Genomic DNA, 14,770 nt, shown 5'->3' on the forward strand with positions numbered 1-14,770 from the left:
CTCAGGGCGCGGGGCGGCCCAGTAGATTACCGGCGCGCAGGACCGCCACCAGCCCGAAGTCAGGGCCCACTGCCACGACGTCGGCGCGCATCCCCGGCAGCAGGCTCCCGATCTCGGCCTCAAGGCCGAGGATTCTGGCCGGAACTAGGGTGGCCGCCTTCACGGCGTCTGCGGGGGCCACCCCGGCCCCGATGGTCCGGCGGACCACCTCAAGCAGCGTGGCCGTGCCGCCGGCGAGGGCGCCGTTGCTCTTCAGCGCCGCCACGCCTCCGCGGACCACCACGGCGGAGGGACCCAGCTCGTAATCGCCGTCGGGCAGGCCGGTGGCCGCCATCGAATCGGTGACCAGGGCGATGTTGTCGGCGCCGACCAGCCCGAACACCATCCGGACCGTCTCGGGGTCCAGATGGACACCGTCGCCGATGAGTTCCACGGCAACGGTGCCTTCGGCCGCCAGACGCAGGCACGCCGCCACCGGACCGGGGTTCCGTTGCTGGAGCGGCGGCATCCCGTTGAACAGATGCGTCACCGTCGGCCGGCGGCGCGTCCCGGCTGCCGCACGGGACCTCAGGGACTCGGCCGCGCTGGCCAGGGAGTCAGCGGTGGTGCCGGCGTCGGCCTCGGTGTGCCCTACCGAGGGCGTCACCCCGTGTCCGGTGAACAGGCGGACCAGCCCGCCGGCTCCGGGCAGTTCGGGGGCATACGTCATGGTCTTGAGGGTGCCGCCGGCGGCGTCCAGCATCCGGCCCAGCAGCGCCGGGTCGGGGTTCCGGAGCCACTCCGGGTTCTGCGCCCCGCAGCGGGCCCGGGCGAGGAACGGCCCTTCGGAGTGGATGCCCGCGATGAGGCCCTCCTCCGCGAGCGGCCTCAGCGCGCCGATTCCCCGGACGAGCTCCTCGGCAGGGGCAGTCACGAGGCTGGCCAGCAGCGTCGTCGTTCCACTGCGGTGCAGGAATCCGACGGCGGCGCGGCAGGCCGGGGTGCCGGCGGTGGGGAAGCCGCCGCCTGCGGCGCCGTGGCAGTGGAGGTCAACTAATCCGGGGAGGATCGAACTGCCCGGCGGAAGCTCCAGTTCCCGGGCGCCGCGGAAGCCCGCAGCGTCGAAGCCGGCCCGGGGCCCGGCATAGGCAATCCGTCCGTCAGTCACCGCCACCACGGAATCAGCGGCAGCGGCTCCGTCCGAGATCAGTGTCCCGGCCAGGACATAGGCGGTGGGCCTCACATCTTGGCGAGTTTGGCCCGCACCATCATGAAGACGCCGTAACAGATGAGGCCAATGCCGACGGCGGCCAGCATGTACACGCCGAACGGCTGGTCGCGGAGAGCCTTCAGGCCGCCGTCGAGCCCGGTGGACTCCTCCGGGTGCACCTTGATGGTGGCGATGATGACCAGCAGCCCCACCAGCAGCAGCGCAACGCCCTTGGCGGCGTAGCCCACGACGCCGAGGACGATCACGGCCATCCGTGCCCTCTCCGCGGCGGGCAGGCGGAGGTATTTGGTAAAGGACTGCCGGAAACCGCGGATGGCGTAGACAATCCCGGCGACCGCCACCGCCGCGCCGACGGCGAGCAGGAGCAGATAGCCGCCAGGGGCCTTCATCACAGACGCCGTGAAGTCGCTGGTGGAGCTGCTGTGGTCTTTGCCCGCGCCGATTGCGAAGGAGGCCAGGGTCACGGCGAGCCCGGCGTAGACCACGGCCTGGAGCGCGGCTTTGGCCTTCTTTGCGGCCTTTTTCTTCACCGGCAGATGCTCAAAATCGAAGATGGCGTCACTTGCCTGCCACACGGCCAGGGCCACGCACGCGGCGAAGCAGCTCCACAGCAGTAACGGCCCGGCCGGCTGTCCGGCGAGTTGCCCGACGGCCCCGCTGACGTCAGCCTCGCCCTGGCCGCCCATGGCAAGCCGGATCGCGACCACTCCGATCAGGAAATGCAGGACGCCGCTGACGGCAAACCCGGCCCGGGCCACCGGTTCGAGCCACCGGGAGTTGGTGATTTCCTCGGCCGCGTCCGCGGCGTCCTTCAGTTCTCTTTTGATGATCGGTCCTTCAACTGACTCGGTGGCTCCGCCGGACTACTGCTCCGCCCGGTTTATGCCTTTTCTGCCTCTTCGGTAATCGTGCCACGCGGAGCGCGCCGGCAACAGCGCCGCCGGGTGGCTGGCCTAGCGGCGGCGGTAGCTGAGGTCGAAGATGAGCCGGCCGGCGTCGTGCGCCTTGTTTTCGAAACTTGTCAGGATCCGCCCGTCGAACCGCGGCGCCCAGCCGCCGGTCTCATCGGTGCCTTCGTTGGGGCCGGTGTGTTCGGTGCTCACCGGTGCGCGCCCCTCCTTCACGGGGGCTCCGCCGACGAGGGACTCGACGCCGGATTCCCAGACCTGCGTGAGGGGGCTCTCCGCGCCGCTGCGTTCCCCGTCGTGCAGGTTCTCGAAGTCGGGGGAGCCGGCCAGGACCTCCCGCACGTGCACGGCATAGTTGGACCAGTCCGTGGCGATCCGCCAGATGCCGCCGGGTTTGAGGGCCCGTGCGGCAAGCTCGGCGAAGGCCGGCTGGATGAGGCGGCGCTTGTGGTGCCGGGACTTATGCCACGGGTCGGGGAAGAAGACCCAGAGTTCCGTCACGGATCCGGCCGGCAGCATGGTGGCGAGCACCTCGGGGGCATTCGCCTCCACGACGCGGACGTTGGCGAGCCCGCGGCTGTTGATCTTGATCAGGGTGTTGGCCAGCCCCGGGGTATAGACCTCAACGGCCAGGAAGTCCTTGTCCGGGTTCTCCTCGGCGGCGTGGCACACGGCGTCGCCGAGCCCCGAGCCGATCTCCACGACCAGCGGGGCCTTCCGGCCGAATTCGGCTTCGGCGTCGAAGACGTAGTCCGGGTGCACGGAGGTGTTGGCGATGTGGCGGGGGACATCGACGGCCCACCGGTCGGAATGTTCTTCCCAGGCGGTCTGCCGGCGGCCCTGCAGGCGGGTGCCGCGGCGGACAAAACTGACCGGACGGCCGCCGTAGGTGCCGAAGGAGGCCTGGGTGCCGGGGGTCACCGGGCGCGGTGCCTGCGGTGATTCGGGGGATTCTGGGGATTCACTCATCCCTTCCAGAATAGTGGAGTCCCGGCGTGCGCCGGCTCGGCAGGTTTGGCGGGCAGGGCCGCCCGAGCGTGACGCCGGTGGCACGGCACGCGGCGAAGATCCTGCCAGAATGGGGTCCGTGACTGTACCGAAAAGCTCCCCGGACCCCACCCTTAGCGGCATCAGGGTTGACGAACGCCCTGGCCTGCTGGTCGACGCCGAGATCGACGACGTACCCGCGGCGGAGCCCACCCGCGTCGGCAGCCGCCGCGGCCTGGTCTACCTGGGGGTGTGCCTGGTCCTGATCGGGCTGAATCTCCGCACTGTATTTTCCAGTTTCTCCGCTGTTCTTCCCGAGTTAGCGGCCGACGCCGGGCTGCCGGGCTGGGCCGTCCTCGTCCTCACGACAGTGCCGGTGACGCTGCTTGGGGTCTTCGCGCCGCTCGCTCCCGTCCTGGCCCGCCGCTTCGGTGCCGAGCGCGTGCTGCTGGGTGCCATGGCGGTGCTCACCGCCGGGCTGCTGCTGCGGCCCCTGGAGGCCGGGGGCGCCGGTCACCTCCCGGCCCTGCTGGCGGGAACGGCGGCCTGCGGTGCCGCGATCTCGCTCTGCAATGTGCTGCTGCCCGGCCTGGTGAAGCGTGACTTCCCGCACCGGCTCGGCCTGATGGGCGGCCTGTACACCACGGCGATCTGCGCTTCCGCGGCCCTGGGCGCCGGATTCACCTACCCGGTTTTCAGCGCGACCGGGGACTGGACCGCGGCGCTGCGGTTCTGGGCGCTGCCCGCCGGCGTCGTTCTCCTGCTGTTCCTGCCGCTGGCCGTCAGGCAGCACCACGGCCGGCACCAGACGTCGCGCGGCGGCGTGAATGTGTGGCGCTCGGGGGTCGCCTGGCAGGTGACCATTTTCATGGTGCTGCAGGCCATGATGTCCTTCAGCGTTTTCGCCTGGCTGGCCCCGATCCTGCGCGAACGCGGGGTGGACGGCGGCACCGCCGGCGTGATCGTCTCCGTCTCGATCGTGTTGCAGATGCTGGGGTCCTTGTTCGCCCCGGCCCTTGCCACCGGGTTCCGGGACCAGCGCACGATCAACACCGTGGTGGCGCTGATGACCGGTGGCGGCTTCGCGCTGAGCATCTTTGGCCCGCTGCCGCTGATCTGGCTGTGGACCGGGCTGCTGGGCCTGGGCCAGGGCAGCCTGACGGCCGTCGCGCTGACCATGATCATGGTCCGCACCCGGGACGGCCACACCGCCGCGCACCTGTCCGGGATGATGCAGGGTGTGGGCTACGGGGTGGGCTCCGCCGGCACCCTGATGGTCGGCCAGCTGCACCAGTCCACGGGGTCCTTCGCGGCAGCGGGTGTGCTCTTCCTTGCCGTCGGATCGCTGGCCGCGGTGTTCGGCTACCGTGCCGGCCGGAACCGCTTCATCGGCGACTAAGTCGGCTGGCGGCCGGCGGCCGGCGCCGGCGGAACCGGCGGAACCGGGCTCTTGCCGGAAGCGGCCCGCTACAGGCCGGCTTTCGCGAAAACCTGCCGGATAGCGGTGGTGGCCGAATCGACTGCGGCCGGGACATCGCCCTCTGCGAGCGGCCGGAAGTTCATCGTGCCGACCTCCACCGAGAGTGTTCCCCGCCTGGCGCCGAGGCGGACATAGGAACGGCCGGATCCATCCGAGTTCTGGTACCTGAAGGCATGGCGGGAATCGGCGTCGAGCTGCACGTTCAGGGGCTCAACCGGTGACCAGTAAGGCTGGCCCTGGCCCAGGACGTTCGCCTGGATGGACGGGCAGTCCTTGATCGCCAACGTCCGGATGTCGAAGGGGTACGGCTGCGCGACTGAGGTGCCCATGCTGATGATGGTCACCTCGAGCGAGACCACCTTGTCGGCGGTGGAGGCGATGCCCTGGGCCATGGTCGCTTGGCCGGCCAGGGTTCCGTAGTAGGCGGCGTCGTCGTAGGCGCAGCCGGCCTGCGAGGGGAGTGGCGTGACCCCTGGGGTTCCCGGGATCACCCGGGCATCGGTCGGGGTAACGTACAGCTCCGTGCCCGCCCCTCCCGTCACTGCCTGGAGCAGTTGGGTCAGCTCCTCGGGGCTGTGCGCGCCGGCCGGATTCGGCTGCGGGGCGCTGGGCGGGTTCTTTACCGCCTCGTCGATGAGGTCCCGGGCGAAGCCTGCCATGGAGTCCACCGCCCGGGCAGTCGTTTCTGCAGTCATCGGCCAGACCGTCAGTGCCATGTCGATGGACACCGTGCCCGCCAGCACCTGCAGACCGGCGGTCCCCATGTCCATGGGGCCCAGACCTTTTGCTTTCTGCGTGGTCGCGTACGCCTGCTGTCCCACGGGCGGAGCCGGCACGAGGTTGGCCTCATAGGTCGTCGGCGGCGGCGCCGCTCCGGCGTCGGGCATGGAAGTGGTGTAGCTCCGCTCGAAGTGGGCACACTCTGCGGTCAGGGCATCCGTGTTGTTGAAGTCCGCGGCGGCAAGCTTTTCGGGCGGGGCGCTCCTGATCACGAAAACGATGGTCGTCGCCTGCGACGGTTGCCCGGCGAGGGGCAGGCGTCCCTCCGCGAAGTTCACGCCCAGGTCGGTGCCCCGCCCCGTGGTCTCCATCTCCTCGAACAGGCGGAAGGCGGAGCAGTGGTCCGGCGTCGTGGTGCTGGTGCTGCTCGGCCCCTGGAAGTTCCTGGCCATGTCACGGAGCGTCCGTGTGTCAATCACGAGCCCTTGAAGGTTCCGTGTGCGCACAACAGCCGTCGCCAGATCGACAAGCTCCTGGTCCGTATAGACCTCGCCCGGCACCGCGGCGGCGGGGGATGCGCTCGGGGGGGAAGTGCTGCCGGGCGCGGACGACGTCGGTGTGCCCCAGGGTGCCGAGGAGCAGCCGGCGAGGGTCATGATGGCCACCGCTGCGCCGGCCATCCAATGGCGGCGCCGCATCTACAGACCGGCCCTGGCGAAGACCTGGCTGATCACGGCCGCGAGCCCGTCGGCGCCGGACTGCACCTCGGCGTCCGAGTACTTGATAACGCTGGCCTGCACGGTCAACGTTCCCTTCCGGGCCCCGACCATGACGTGCCGCTCGCCGGTCCCGTCGGGGAGTTGGTAGGCGACGGCGTAGCTGGAGTCCGCGGCGAGGCCCACGCTCAGGTGCTGGAGGTCCGACCACTGGCGTGTGCTGCCGCCCATGCCCTCCTGGATCGTGGCGCAGTCCCGAAGAGTGGCGGCAACGGTGTCGAACAGGTACGGCTGGGCCGCCGTCGTCGGCATGCTGGCCACCATGAGATCGATGAAGTCCATCTTGTTGGAACCCTGGATCGTCCCCTGCCCGACCACCGAGCCGGGCAGGACTGATGGGTCGCTGTAGGTGCACGGAGCCTGGGTTCCCGGCGACGGAGTGCCGGGATTCACGCCGGGCCGCTCCGCGCCAACGACGGCGGCGCTCGGCCTGTCCAGCGTGTTGCCGTTTGGTCCGGTGACGCCCCTGAGCAGGGCCGCGACATCATCAGGGGTGCGCGGGTTCGGCGGAGCCGGCGCCACTGACGGAGGGTGCTGCGCAGCCTGGTCGATGAGCTCCTGGGCCAGCCCGGCCATGGAATCGAGGGCCGGGCGGGCGTCTGGCTCGGAGTTCAGCTCGGCGACGGAAAGAGTCAGGCTGACGGATAACGTACCTGCCAGCACCTGGAGCCCGACCGAGCCGAAGTCCTGGGGCTGGTGGGGCTTGGTGTTCTGCATCCAGGCGAACCTCTTCTCCCCGGTCGGCGGTGCCTGGAGGAGCTGGACGGCGTGCGTCGAGGTCATGCCGGACTCCGTGTACGTAAGGTCGAACTGGCCGCAGCGGGCGGCCAAATCGTCCGTGTAGTTGAAGTCGGCCTGGGAGATCGCGTCCTTCTCAGCGCTCCGGACCGTGAGAGTGACGGTCGTCGTCGGTCCCGACTGTGCCGCGATGGGGATCCCGCCCTGGGCCATGGTCACGCTCTTGTCGGCCCAGACGGCGAACGGGTTCCGGGGAGCGAGGACCACGCAGTCGCCTGGCGTCGTCTCCGTAGTCGTGACGGGTCCGGCGCCGCCCGACACCGCGCTGCGCAGGCGCTGGGAGTCCATGGCCCCTCCCTGGACCTGCCGTTTCTGGGCGACGGCATTGATGATCGCCATCAGCTCCTGGTCCGTGTAGACCTTGTCCGGAGTGGCCGCCGACGGGGCGGTGCTGGACGACTGACCCGCCGTCGTCGGGCCGCCCGGCGCTGTGGGCCCGGACGAACATCCAGCCAGGGCCAACAGGGCGACGACGGCGCAGGCAAGCCGCCGCCTGTGCCTCGCCGCCGGCGCCGCCCGGAAAGATCCAGCTGTCCCAACTGCCCGAGCGGACATCGCAGGCCCCCTTTAGCTTGTAGGCCACAGGCTACGTTTCAGTAGGGAACCCCAAGTAGGGCACTTTGACCTGACATTGCGGACGGCCGGGCAGGGATCAGAAACGCCGGACCTGCAGGTACTGCTCGACAAGGTAGTCCGCAATGGCCAGGCATGATGTGGCGGCCGGCGACGGGGCATTCCGCAACAGCGTCACCGGCCCGACCTGCTCCACGGCGAAGTCGTCCAGCAGCGCCCCGTCACGGCCCCACGCCTGGGCCCGGACACCTGCCGCGGTCTTCGCCGTGAGGTCCGACATGGTGAGCTCGGGGATGAAGCGCCGGGCCTTGCGGTAGTAGAGGGACTTGATGAGCGACGCGCTGATCTCATCGACCCCCATCCGCCAGTGCTTTTTCGCCAGCGGACCCGCCCCGGGCCACCGCAGCGAATCCCAGGTGTCCTTCGCCGAGACCGAGAGCCACCGGTAGCCCTCCCGGGCGAGCGCCGGGACGGCGTTGGGACCCACGTGCACGTCGTCGTACACGCCGCGGGTGAAGTGCACACCGAGGAAGGGAAAGCGCGGGTCAGGCACCGGGTAGATCATCCCCTGCACCAGGGCGGTCCGCTCCGGCTCGAGCGACCAGTATTCGCCGCGGAAGGGGAGTATTTTCGGTGCGGGGTCGGCGCCCACCAGGCGGGCAACGACGTCGGACTGCAAACCGGCGCAGGCAATCACCCGGTCGAAGAGGTGCTCCGACCCGGGAGTGCCGGCCCGGACGGTGGCGCCCTCGACGGCCAGCGACACCACCTCCTGCCCGAGCAGAATGCTGCCCCCGGCCTCCCGGAAGTCCTGGGCCATCGCCTCGGTAATCGCCGCGAAGTCGACGACGGCGGTGTGCGGCGAGTGGACCGCTGCCACGCCGGCGACGTGCGGTTCGATCTCGTGCAGCCCGGCGGCACCGTTGATCCGGGCAAGGCCGGGCACGCCGTTCGCCCTGGACCGCCTTTCGATTTCGGCCAGGGCGGGCAGCTCGGACTCGTCCACTGCGACCACGAGCTTGCCGACTTCCCGGTAGGGGAGGCTTTTCTGCAGGCAGTAGTCACGGAGGGCGGACCGTCCCGCGACGCACAACTGCGCCTTCAACGATCCTGCGGCGTAGTACAGACCGGCGTGCACGACGCCGGAGTTGTGGCCGGTCTGGTGGCTGGCCAGCCGGTGCTCCTTCTCGAAGACGGTGACCTCACCGAGTCCGCGCTGCACGAGGGCCCGTGCCAGCGCGATGCCCACGATCCCGCCACCAATGATTCCGATTCGTTCGCTCACGTCAATGCATCCTTGTCGCCGCGGTCTTCACGCGAGTATAGAGCCGATGCCCGGGTGGTGGTGCGTACCGCCCGCCAGCTGTGGCATGCTTCCCCTTGAGCCAACATCCCCTACCGATCAGGCCACGCCTTGCCCCGTTCCGTCCCCGCTCCGACGCTGGACTCAGCCGGCATCTTCCACCGCAACTACCTGCTGGTGACGCTGGGCGCCTGTGCCCTCGTGTTCCTGGCCGCCTTCGAATCATTGGCGGTGACCACGATCATGCCGCTGGTCAGCCGTGAGCTGGATGGGGCCGCCCTCTACGCCCTGGCGTTCGCGGGCCCGCTCGCCACCGGCGTCATCGGGATGGTGGCCGCGGGCAACTGGTCCGACCGGCGCGGCCCGGTTGGCCCTTTGTACGCGTCCGTCGCCATGTTTGCGCTGGGCCTGCTGATCGCCGGAACCGCAGCCACCATGCCTGCCCTGGTGGCCGGCCGGCTGGTCCAGGGCCTGGGCGGCGGCGCCATGACGGTGGCGCTGTACGTGGTGATAGCCCGGGTCTATCCGCCCGAACTGCACCCGAAGATCTTCGCGGCTTTTTCCGCAGCCTGGGTGATTCCCTCGCTGGTTGGCCCCTTCGCCGCCGGCCTCGTGGCTCAGCTGCTTAGCTGGCACTGGGTGTTCCTCGGCGTGGTGGGGTTGGTGGTGCCGGCCCTGCTGATGATTGTGCCGGCACTGCGCGGGCTGCACGGCACGCCCGACGGCGGAACCCAGGCGGGCGCCGCGGCGGGGGACATGTCCGATCCTGCTCCGCGGAAGTCCTCGGCCTCCGGCAGGCTGGCCTGGGCCGGTCTCGCGGCGCTCGCCGTCCTGGGCCTGAACCTCTCCGCCCGGCTTCCGGTGGCTGGCGGAGTCGCGGCGGTGGCGGCCGTCGCTGTGGCCCTCGTCGCCGTCCGCCCGCTGGTGCCGCGGGGCACCCTGACCGCCCGCCGGGGACTCCCCAGCGTCATCCTCACCCGCGGCCTGGCCTCCGGCGCGTTCTTCGGCGCCGAGGTCTACCTGCCGTACCTGCTGGTGGAGCGCTACGCCTTCTCGCCCACCTTCGCCGGCCTGACCTTGACCGGCGGCGCCGTCGCCTGGGCAGCAGGTTCCGCGGTCCAGGGCCGGCTCGGGTCGCGTCTGGATCACCGCCGCGCGGTTCGAACCGGCGCGGCCCTCGTGCTCGGCGCCGTCGTCCTGGTGCTGGCGGCCACCGTCCTCAACTGGCCGGCCGCCGTCGTGATCACCGCCTGGGTGTTCGCCGGAGGCGGCATGGGGGTGATGTACGCGCGGCTGAGCGTGATGACCCTGGCCCTGTCGAGCAAGGAAAACGAGGGTTTCAACAGTTCGGCGATGTCCATTTCCGACTCGCTCGGCGGGGCGCTGTCCCTCGCCACCACGGGCATCATCTTCGCCGCATTCCCGACGACGGCGGCGTCCTTCGCCGGGGTCTTCGCCCTGACCGCGCTGATCGGCGTCGCCGCCGTCGCCGTCGCCCCACGGGTCGCCGTGCGCCGGTAAGGCCCCGCTTTTCCGGCCGCGGCCCGCTGGACACGGCGATTAAAGACGAGCGGGCTCCGGCCGGTTGGATCCGGCCGGAGCCCGCTGGCCCGGTGCGCCCCCGGATACCGGGAGAAAGGATATTGCCTAGCCCGCTACCGGGACTGCCTCGGCGTTGCGGACGGCTTCCCATTCGGCGATCTGGGCCTGCTGCAGCGGCGTCTGGCGGTTGAAATGCCAGGCCGCGCCGAGGAGCAGGAACCAGATAGGGGTTACCAGCAGCGCGAGCCGCGTGTCGTCGGCCTGCCCAAGTGCCACCAGCATGAAGCCGAAGAAGGCGAGCACGACGTAGGGCATGAAGGCTGAACCCGGCATCTTGAACTTCGACGCCGCATGCAGGGCGGGCCGGCGGCGGCGGAACGCGATGTAGCTGATGAGGATCATCGACCACACGAACATGGTCAGCACGGAGGCCACCGACGTGACGATGGTGAAGGCGCCGATGACGGAGTCGCCGGAGTAGAGCAGGACCAGCCCGGCCAGCAGGAAGATGCAGGAGAACAGCAGGGCGTTCTGCGGGACCTTGCGGGGGCTCAGCTTCCCGAAGGCCTGCGGGGCGTTGCCGTCCTGGGCGAGGCCGTAGACCATGCGCGAGGTGGAGTAGATGCCGGAGTTGGCACTGGATGCTGCGGAGGTCAGCACCACCAGGTTGATGACCACCGCGGCGATGCCCAGCCCGGCGAGCGTGAACATGCCGATGAACGGGCTGCTGGCCGGGTCGATGCTGTGCCAGGGGTTGACGGCCATGATGACCACCAGGGCGCCAACGTAGAAGAGCAGGACGCGGACGGGGATGGAGTTGATGGCGCGCGGCAGGTTCTTCTCGGGATCCTTCGTTTCAGCGGCTGCCGTGCCCACAAGCTCGATGCCGGCGAAAGCGAAGATGGCGATCTGGAAGCCGAGGACGAAGCCGAACATGCCGTGCGGGAACATGCCGCCGTCGTTCCAGAGGTTGGACAGGCTGGCCACCGCGCCGTTAGGGGAGGTGAAGTGGGTGGCGATCATGACGATGCCGGTGATGATGAGGGCGAGGATGGCGACCACCTTGATGATGGCGAACCAGAATTCCGCTTCGCCGAAGGCCTTGACGCTGGGCAGGTTCAGCAGAATCAGCACCACCGGGGTGATCAGGGCCGGGATCCACAGCGGCGTGCCGGGTGCGAGCTTGTCCACGTACCCGGCGATCGCGACGATGTCGGCCACGCCGGTCACCACCCAGAAGAACCAGTAGGACCAGCCGGTGAAAAAGCTCGCCCAGGGGCCCAGGAGGTCGCCGGCAAAGTCGCTGAAGGACTTGTAGTTCAGGTTGGAGAGGAGGATCTCGCCCATGGCCCGCATGACGAAGAACAGCATGGAGCCGATGATCATGTAGACGAAAATGACGGACGGGCCGGCCAGGGAAATGGTTTTGCCGGAACCCATGAACAGGCCGGTTCCGATGGCGCCGCCAATGGCAAGCAGCTGGATGTGGCGGTTGCCCAGGGCGCGGGCGAGATGCGGTTCGTTGCGCTCGCCCTTCGTGGCAGATTCCGACTCGGTGCTCTTGGGCACCAAAATTGTGCGTTCAGTCATCAGGCTTCTTTCCTTGTCCCAAGCGGCAGGTGGCTCAGCTGTGGTGCCGCGGCTGCGGCCGCGCGGATCCGTCGCAGGTGTGACGGAGATAACAGTTCGGGCCGGTTGTTCAAGATTAGGGCCAGGATGGCGCCCCTTCCGCGGGGTGCGGGGTGACCCGGGCGCGGCTGTCTGCTGGCGGCCGGCGGCGCTGCGTTCCGCCGCCGGGTCCCGCCCCGGCGGCGGAAAAGGAGCGTTTCCCGGCGTCAGGGCCGGATTCTGCGGCGCCGCCGGCGGCCGCCCGCCCGGGCCTCGGGTGGGTCGCGGGGTGCCGGGCGGCCCGCAGGGCAGTTCGACACTCGTCGAGTGTCGCCGCCTCAATCGTCGTCCGGTGTCTGCCGTCACTTTGCTCAGGCCGCCGGCCACCCTGCCGGGCGGGTGACCGCCCGCGGATCCTCCCGCCCCGCCCCGCCCCGCTCCGCCCGGCTCCGGCGGAGGCGCCGGACCTATACTTCACAGCATGAGCGTTGGGTACTTCACAGCATGACGGCGGTTGGGCCGAGAGTGCTGCTGGTGGAAGACGATTCCAGCCTGGCCGCAATGCTCACCGAACTGCTCGAGGGCGAGGGCTACACCGTGGTGCTGGCCCAGGACGGGCAACGCGCCCTGCACGAGGGGCTCAGCCGGGAATTCGACGTGCTGCTGATGGACCGGGGGCTCCCGGCCATCGAGGGACTGGACGTCCTCGAGCGGCTTCGGGGCCGCGGTGTGGCCGCCCCCGCGCTGATACTTTCCGCGCTGAGCAACCCGGCGGACCGGGTCGAAGGACTTGACCGGGGCGCCGAAGACTACCTGGGCAAACCCTTCGACGTCGACGAACTCCTGGCCCGGTTGCGGTCCCTGCTGCGCCGCCATACTGCGCTGGCCGGCGCCGTCCGTGTGCCGGGCGGCATGCTGGACATCGGCGGGCGCACGGTCACGGCAGGCAACGGAACGGTCATTGTCCTCTCCGAACGGGAAAGTGAGCTGCTGGCCCAGCTGGCCCGCAGCCCCCGCCAGATCTTCACCCGGCAAGGACTGATCGACTCTGTGTTCCCGGAGGCTGACGACGACGGCGTTGTGGACACCTACGTGCACTACCTGCGAAAGAAGCTGGGCCGGTCCTCGGTGCTGACTGTCCGCGGGGTCGGCTACCGGCTGGGGGAGCTCGGTTGAGGCGCCGTGCCCGCATGGATTCGAAAGGCGCGGTGGCGCGGCTTGCCGTCCAGTTCGCCGCGCTGATGGTGGTTCTGCTCGCGCTCATGGGTGGACTCATGTACTCGGTGGTGGCCGCCGGCGCCGACGAAGCAGACAACCGGAAGCTCATTGGGGCCACCCAGATCGACTCGACCCGGGACGCCCCGCTGGACGTCTTCGTCGCCATCTCCGGCAACGGCCAGCTGACCGTTTCACGCAACATGCCGGCGGGCCTGCCCGACGTCGCTGCCATCGCCCGCGTGGCGGAGTCGCGGGGGAGCGAGCGCGGGAAAGTCCAGATAGCCGGCAGGAGCTATGTCGTCTTTACGGCGTTCCACGACGGCAGGGTGGTCCAGGCCGCCGTCGACCAGCGTGAAAGGCAGGAGGAGTCGGACCGGCTGATCCTCGCACTGGTGATTGCCGGAGCGGCGGCAGCCGTTCTCGCTTCGGCCGCTTCCGTGTGGATGGCCCGGCGAGCCATGCGACCCCTGGTGGAGAGCATGGCACTCCAGCGCCGGTTCATCGCTGACGCCAGCCACGAGTTGCGTACTCCGCTGACACTTCTGAGCACCAGGGCACAGCTCCTGCGCCGGCGCCTATTGCGTCCCGACGCGGCTCCGGCCCCCCAGGAGACCGCGAAGGGCGTCCAGGGCATCGTCGATGACTCAAAGCTGCTCACCGGGATCCTGGATGACCTGCTGATGGCGGCAGACCCCCGGGGGGCGGCGGACTACACCCCGGTCAACCTTTCCGCCGTCGGGGCCGGCGCCGCCGCCCTGGCCGGAGGGCAGGCGGAGTCGCAGTCCCTCCGACTGGAAACAGATTTTCCCGCCGGGCCCGTCGTCGTCCGCGGGTCGGCAGTGTCACTGGGCCGGGTCTTCACCGCGCTCATTTCCAATGCGCTGGACCATGCCAGAACCACCGTCCACGTCACGGTCAGCACCCGGGGCAGGGACGCCGTCCTCCGGGTCGCCGACGACGGAGCCGGCTTCGCCGCCGGGGCCGAAGCCCGCGCCTTTGAACGGTTTGCCTCCGCCCGCCCCGAGACTCCCGCGGGGACGCCACGCCATTACGGGCTTGGACTGGCACTCGTGGCCGAGATCGTCTCGCTGCACGATGGAACCGTCAGCGTGGAGCCGAACCCGCCGGAGGGCGGAGCAGCGATTGTGGTCACCCTGCCCCTCGACTGAGCGCTTCGCCGGCCGGCAGCGGGCCCCGGAAACCCAAAGCCTGGCGACAGCATCATCTAAGAAACCTCAAAGAATCCGGGAGGAGTATTTGGGATAGCGGGTTTCTCACCGCGCAGTACCGCGGAACACTAGGAGCAGGCCATGGACACTCGAAGAAACGGCAAACGGCTGGCCGCCGGCATCACCGCCACCGTCGCCCTGGGCTGCCTTGCCACGGCAGGGATCGCCTCAGCCGTCGTGTACGCCGCCACTCCGGCCACCAAGGCTGCGGCCGCCACCACCACCTCCGGCTCCACCGGGTCGTCGTCCAGCGGGTCATCGTCCAACGGGTCGTCGTCCAGCGGGTCATCGTCATCTTCCGCCGGGGGCGGCACCGCGAAAAGCAACAGCGGCCGCCAGCCCAAGAGCTACCCCGGCATCACCCCCGTCCAGCCCGGCAGCGGCGGAGCCGTCCACGGCAAATCATCGGGGTCCTGAC

Annotated in this window: 12 protein-coding genes; 5 read left to right on the plus strand and 7 right to left on the minus strand. The window is 69.6% G+C overall.

Annotation, left to right across the window (positions count from 1 at the left end):
- Position 1 precedes the first annotated feature (1 nt).
- The 3 genes from AC1MFL_RS10740 to trmB all read right to left on the minus strand — a co-directional run bounded on the left by AC1MFL_RS10740 (position 2) and on the right by trmB (position 3,087).
- Positions 2-1,222, minus strand: a complete 1,221-nt coding sequence (locus tag AC1MFL_RS10740; RefSeq protein WP_479809609.1) for an N-acetylglucosamine-6-phosphate deacetylase — start codon at positions 1,220-1,222, stop codon at positions 2-4.
- A complete protein-coding gene (locus tag AC1MFL_RS10745; protein ID WP_479815426.1) occupies positions 1,219-2,025 on the minus strand; it encodes a DUF1206 domain-containing protein in 807 nt (268 codons plus the stop codon). The genes AC1MFL_RS10740 and AC1MFL_RS10745 overlap by 4 nt, the downstream gene beginning before the upstream one ends.
- 138 nt (positions 2,026-2,163) lie before the next feature.
- Positions 2,164-3,087: a tRNA (guanosine(46)-N7)-methyltransferase TrmB gene (gene trmB, locus AC1MFL_RS10750; RefSeq protein WP_479809610.1), complete on the minus strand. Its 924-nt coding sequence runs from the start codon at positions 3,085-3,087 to the stop codon at positions 2,164-2,166.
- Between the two features lie 109 nt (positions 3,088-3,196).
- On the opposite strand from trmB, the gene AC1MFL_RS10755 reads away from it, so the two are divergent.
- Positions 3,197-4,504 carry a CynX/NimT family MFS transporter gene (locus AC1MFL_RS10755; RefSeq protein ID WP_479809611.1) on the plus strand — a complete coding sequence of 436 codons (1,308 nt, stop codon included), beginning with the start codon at positions 3,197-3,199 and terminating at the stop codon, positions 4,502-4,504.
- 68 nt (positions 4,505-4,572) lie between these two features.
- On the opposite strand, the gene AC1MFL_RS10760 is transcribed toward AC1MFL_RS10755, so the two are convergent.
- The 3 genes from AC1MFL_RS10760 to lhgO form a co-directional block, all read right to left on the minus strand.
- On the minus strand, positions 4,573-5,985 hold the full coding sequence (locus AC1MFL_RS10760; protein WP_479809612.1) for a hypothetical protein: 1,413 nt from the start codon (positions 5,983-5,985) through the stop codon (positions 4,573-4,575).
- Positions 5,986-6,003: 18 nt separating this feature from the next.
- Positions 6,004-7,218, minus strand: coding sequence for a hypothetical protein (locus AC1MFL_RS10765; RefSeq protein WP_479809613.1), 1,215 nt, complete (start codon positions 7,216-7,218; stop codon positions 6,004-6,006).
- A gap of 313 nt (positions 7,219-7,531) precedes the next feature.
- Positions 7,532-8,737, minus strand: coding sequence for an L-2-hydroxyglutarate oxidase (gene lhgO, locus AC1MFL_RS10770; RefSeq protein ID WP_479809614.1), 1,206 nt, complete (start codon positions 8,735-8,737; stop codon positions 7,532-7,534).
- Between the two features lie 129 nt (positions 8,738-8,866).
- Between lhgO and AC1MFL_RS10775 the strand changes: the two genes are divergently transcribed.
- Positions 8,867-10,276: an MFS transporter gene (locus AC1MFL_RS10775; RefSeq protein ID WP_479809615.1), complete on the plus strand. Its 1,410-nt coding sequence runs from the start codon at positions 8,867-8,869 to the stop codon at positions 10,274-10,276.
- Positions 10,277-10,402: 126 nt separating this feature from the next.
- Here AC1MFL_RS10775 and AC1MFL_RS10780 read toward each other — a convergent pair whose 3' ends face one another.
- Positions 10,403-11,887 carry an amino acid permease gene (locus tag AC1MFL_RS10780; RefSeq protein ID WP_479809617.1) on the minus strand — a complete coding sequence of 495 codons (1,485 nt, stop codon included), beginning with the start codon at positions 11,885-11,887 and terminating at the stop codon, positions 10,403-10,405.
- Positions 11,888-12,439: 552 nt separating this feature from the next.
- Here AC1MFL_RS10780 and AC1MFL_RS10785 point away from each other — a divergent pair.
- From AC1MFL_RS10785 to AC1MFL_RS10795, 3 genes are all read left to right on the plus strand, one after another.
- Positions 12,440-13,081 carry a response regulator transcription factor gene (locus AC1MFL_RS10785; protein WP_479809618.1) on the plus strand — a complete coding sequence of 214 codons (642 nt, stop codon included), beginning with the start codon at positions 12,440-12,442 and terminating at the stop codon, positions 13,079-13,081.
- 14 nt (positions 13,082-13,095) lie between these two features.
- Positions 13,096-14,292: a sensor histidine kinase gene (locus tag AC1MFL_RS10790; RefSeq protein ID WP_479809620.1), complete on the plus strand. Its 1,197-nt coding sequence runs from the start codon at positions 13,096-13,098 to the stop codon at positions 14,290-14,292.
- Between the two features lie 141 nt (positions 14,293-14,433).
- Positions 14,434-14,769 (plus strand): hypothetical protein, encoded by a 336-nt coding sequence (locus AC1MFL_RS10795; protein WP_479809622.1) that lies wholly within the window; start codon positions 14,434-14,436, stop codon positions 14,767-14,769.
- The last annotated feature ends 1 nt before the right edge of the window (position 14,770 follow it).

The sequence above is a fragment of the Arthrobacter sp. BG3 genome, assembly GCF_056680185.1.

Coding starts and splice junctions, on each gene's coding strand:
- trmB (WP_479809610.1), bottom strand. CDS start 3,087: ATGAGTGAATCCCCAGAATCCCCCGAATCACCGCAGGCACCGCGCCCG.
- AC1MFL_RS10755 (WP_479809611.1), top strand. CDS start 3,197: ATGGGGTCCGTGACTGTACCGAAAAGCTCCCCGGACCCCACCCTTAGC.
- AC1MFL_RS10760 (WP_479809612.1), bottom strand. CDS start 5,985: ATGGCCGGCGCAGCGGTGGCCATCATGACCCTCGCCGGCTGCTCCTCG.
- AC1MFL_RS10765 (WP_479809613.1), bottom strand. CDS start 7,218: ATGGCGATCATCAATGCCGTCGCCCAGAAACGGCAGGTCCAGGGAGGG.
- AC1MFL_RS10780 (WP_479809617.1), bottom strand. CDS start 11,887: ATGACTGAACGCACAATTTTGGTGCCCAAGAGCACCGAGTCGGAATCT.
- AC1MFL_RS10790 (WP_479809620.1), top strand. CDS start 13,096: ATGGATTCGAAAGGCGCGGTGGCGCGGCTTGCCGTCCAGTTCGCCGCG.
- AC1MFL_RS10795 (WP_479809622.1), top strand. CDS start 14,434: ATGGACACTCGAAGAAACGGCAAACGGCTGGCCGCCGGCATCACCGCC.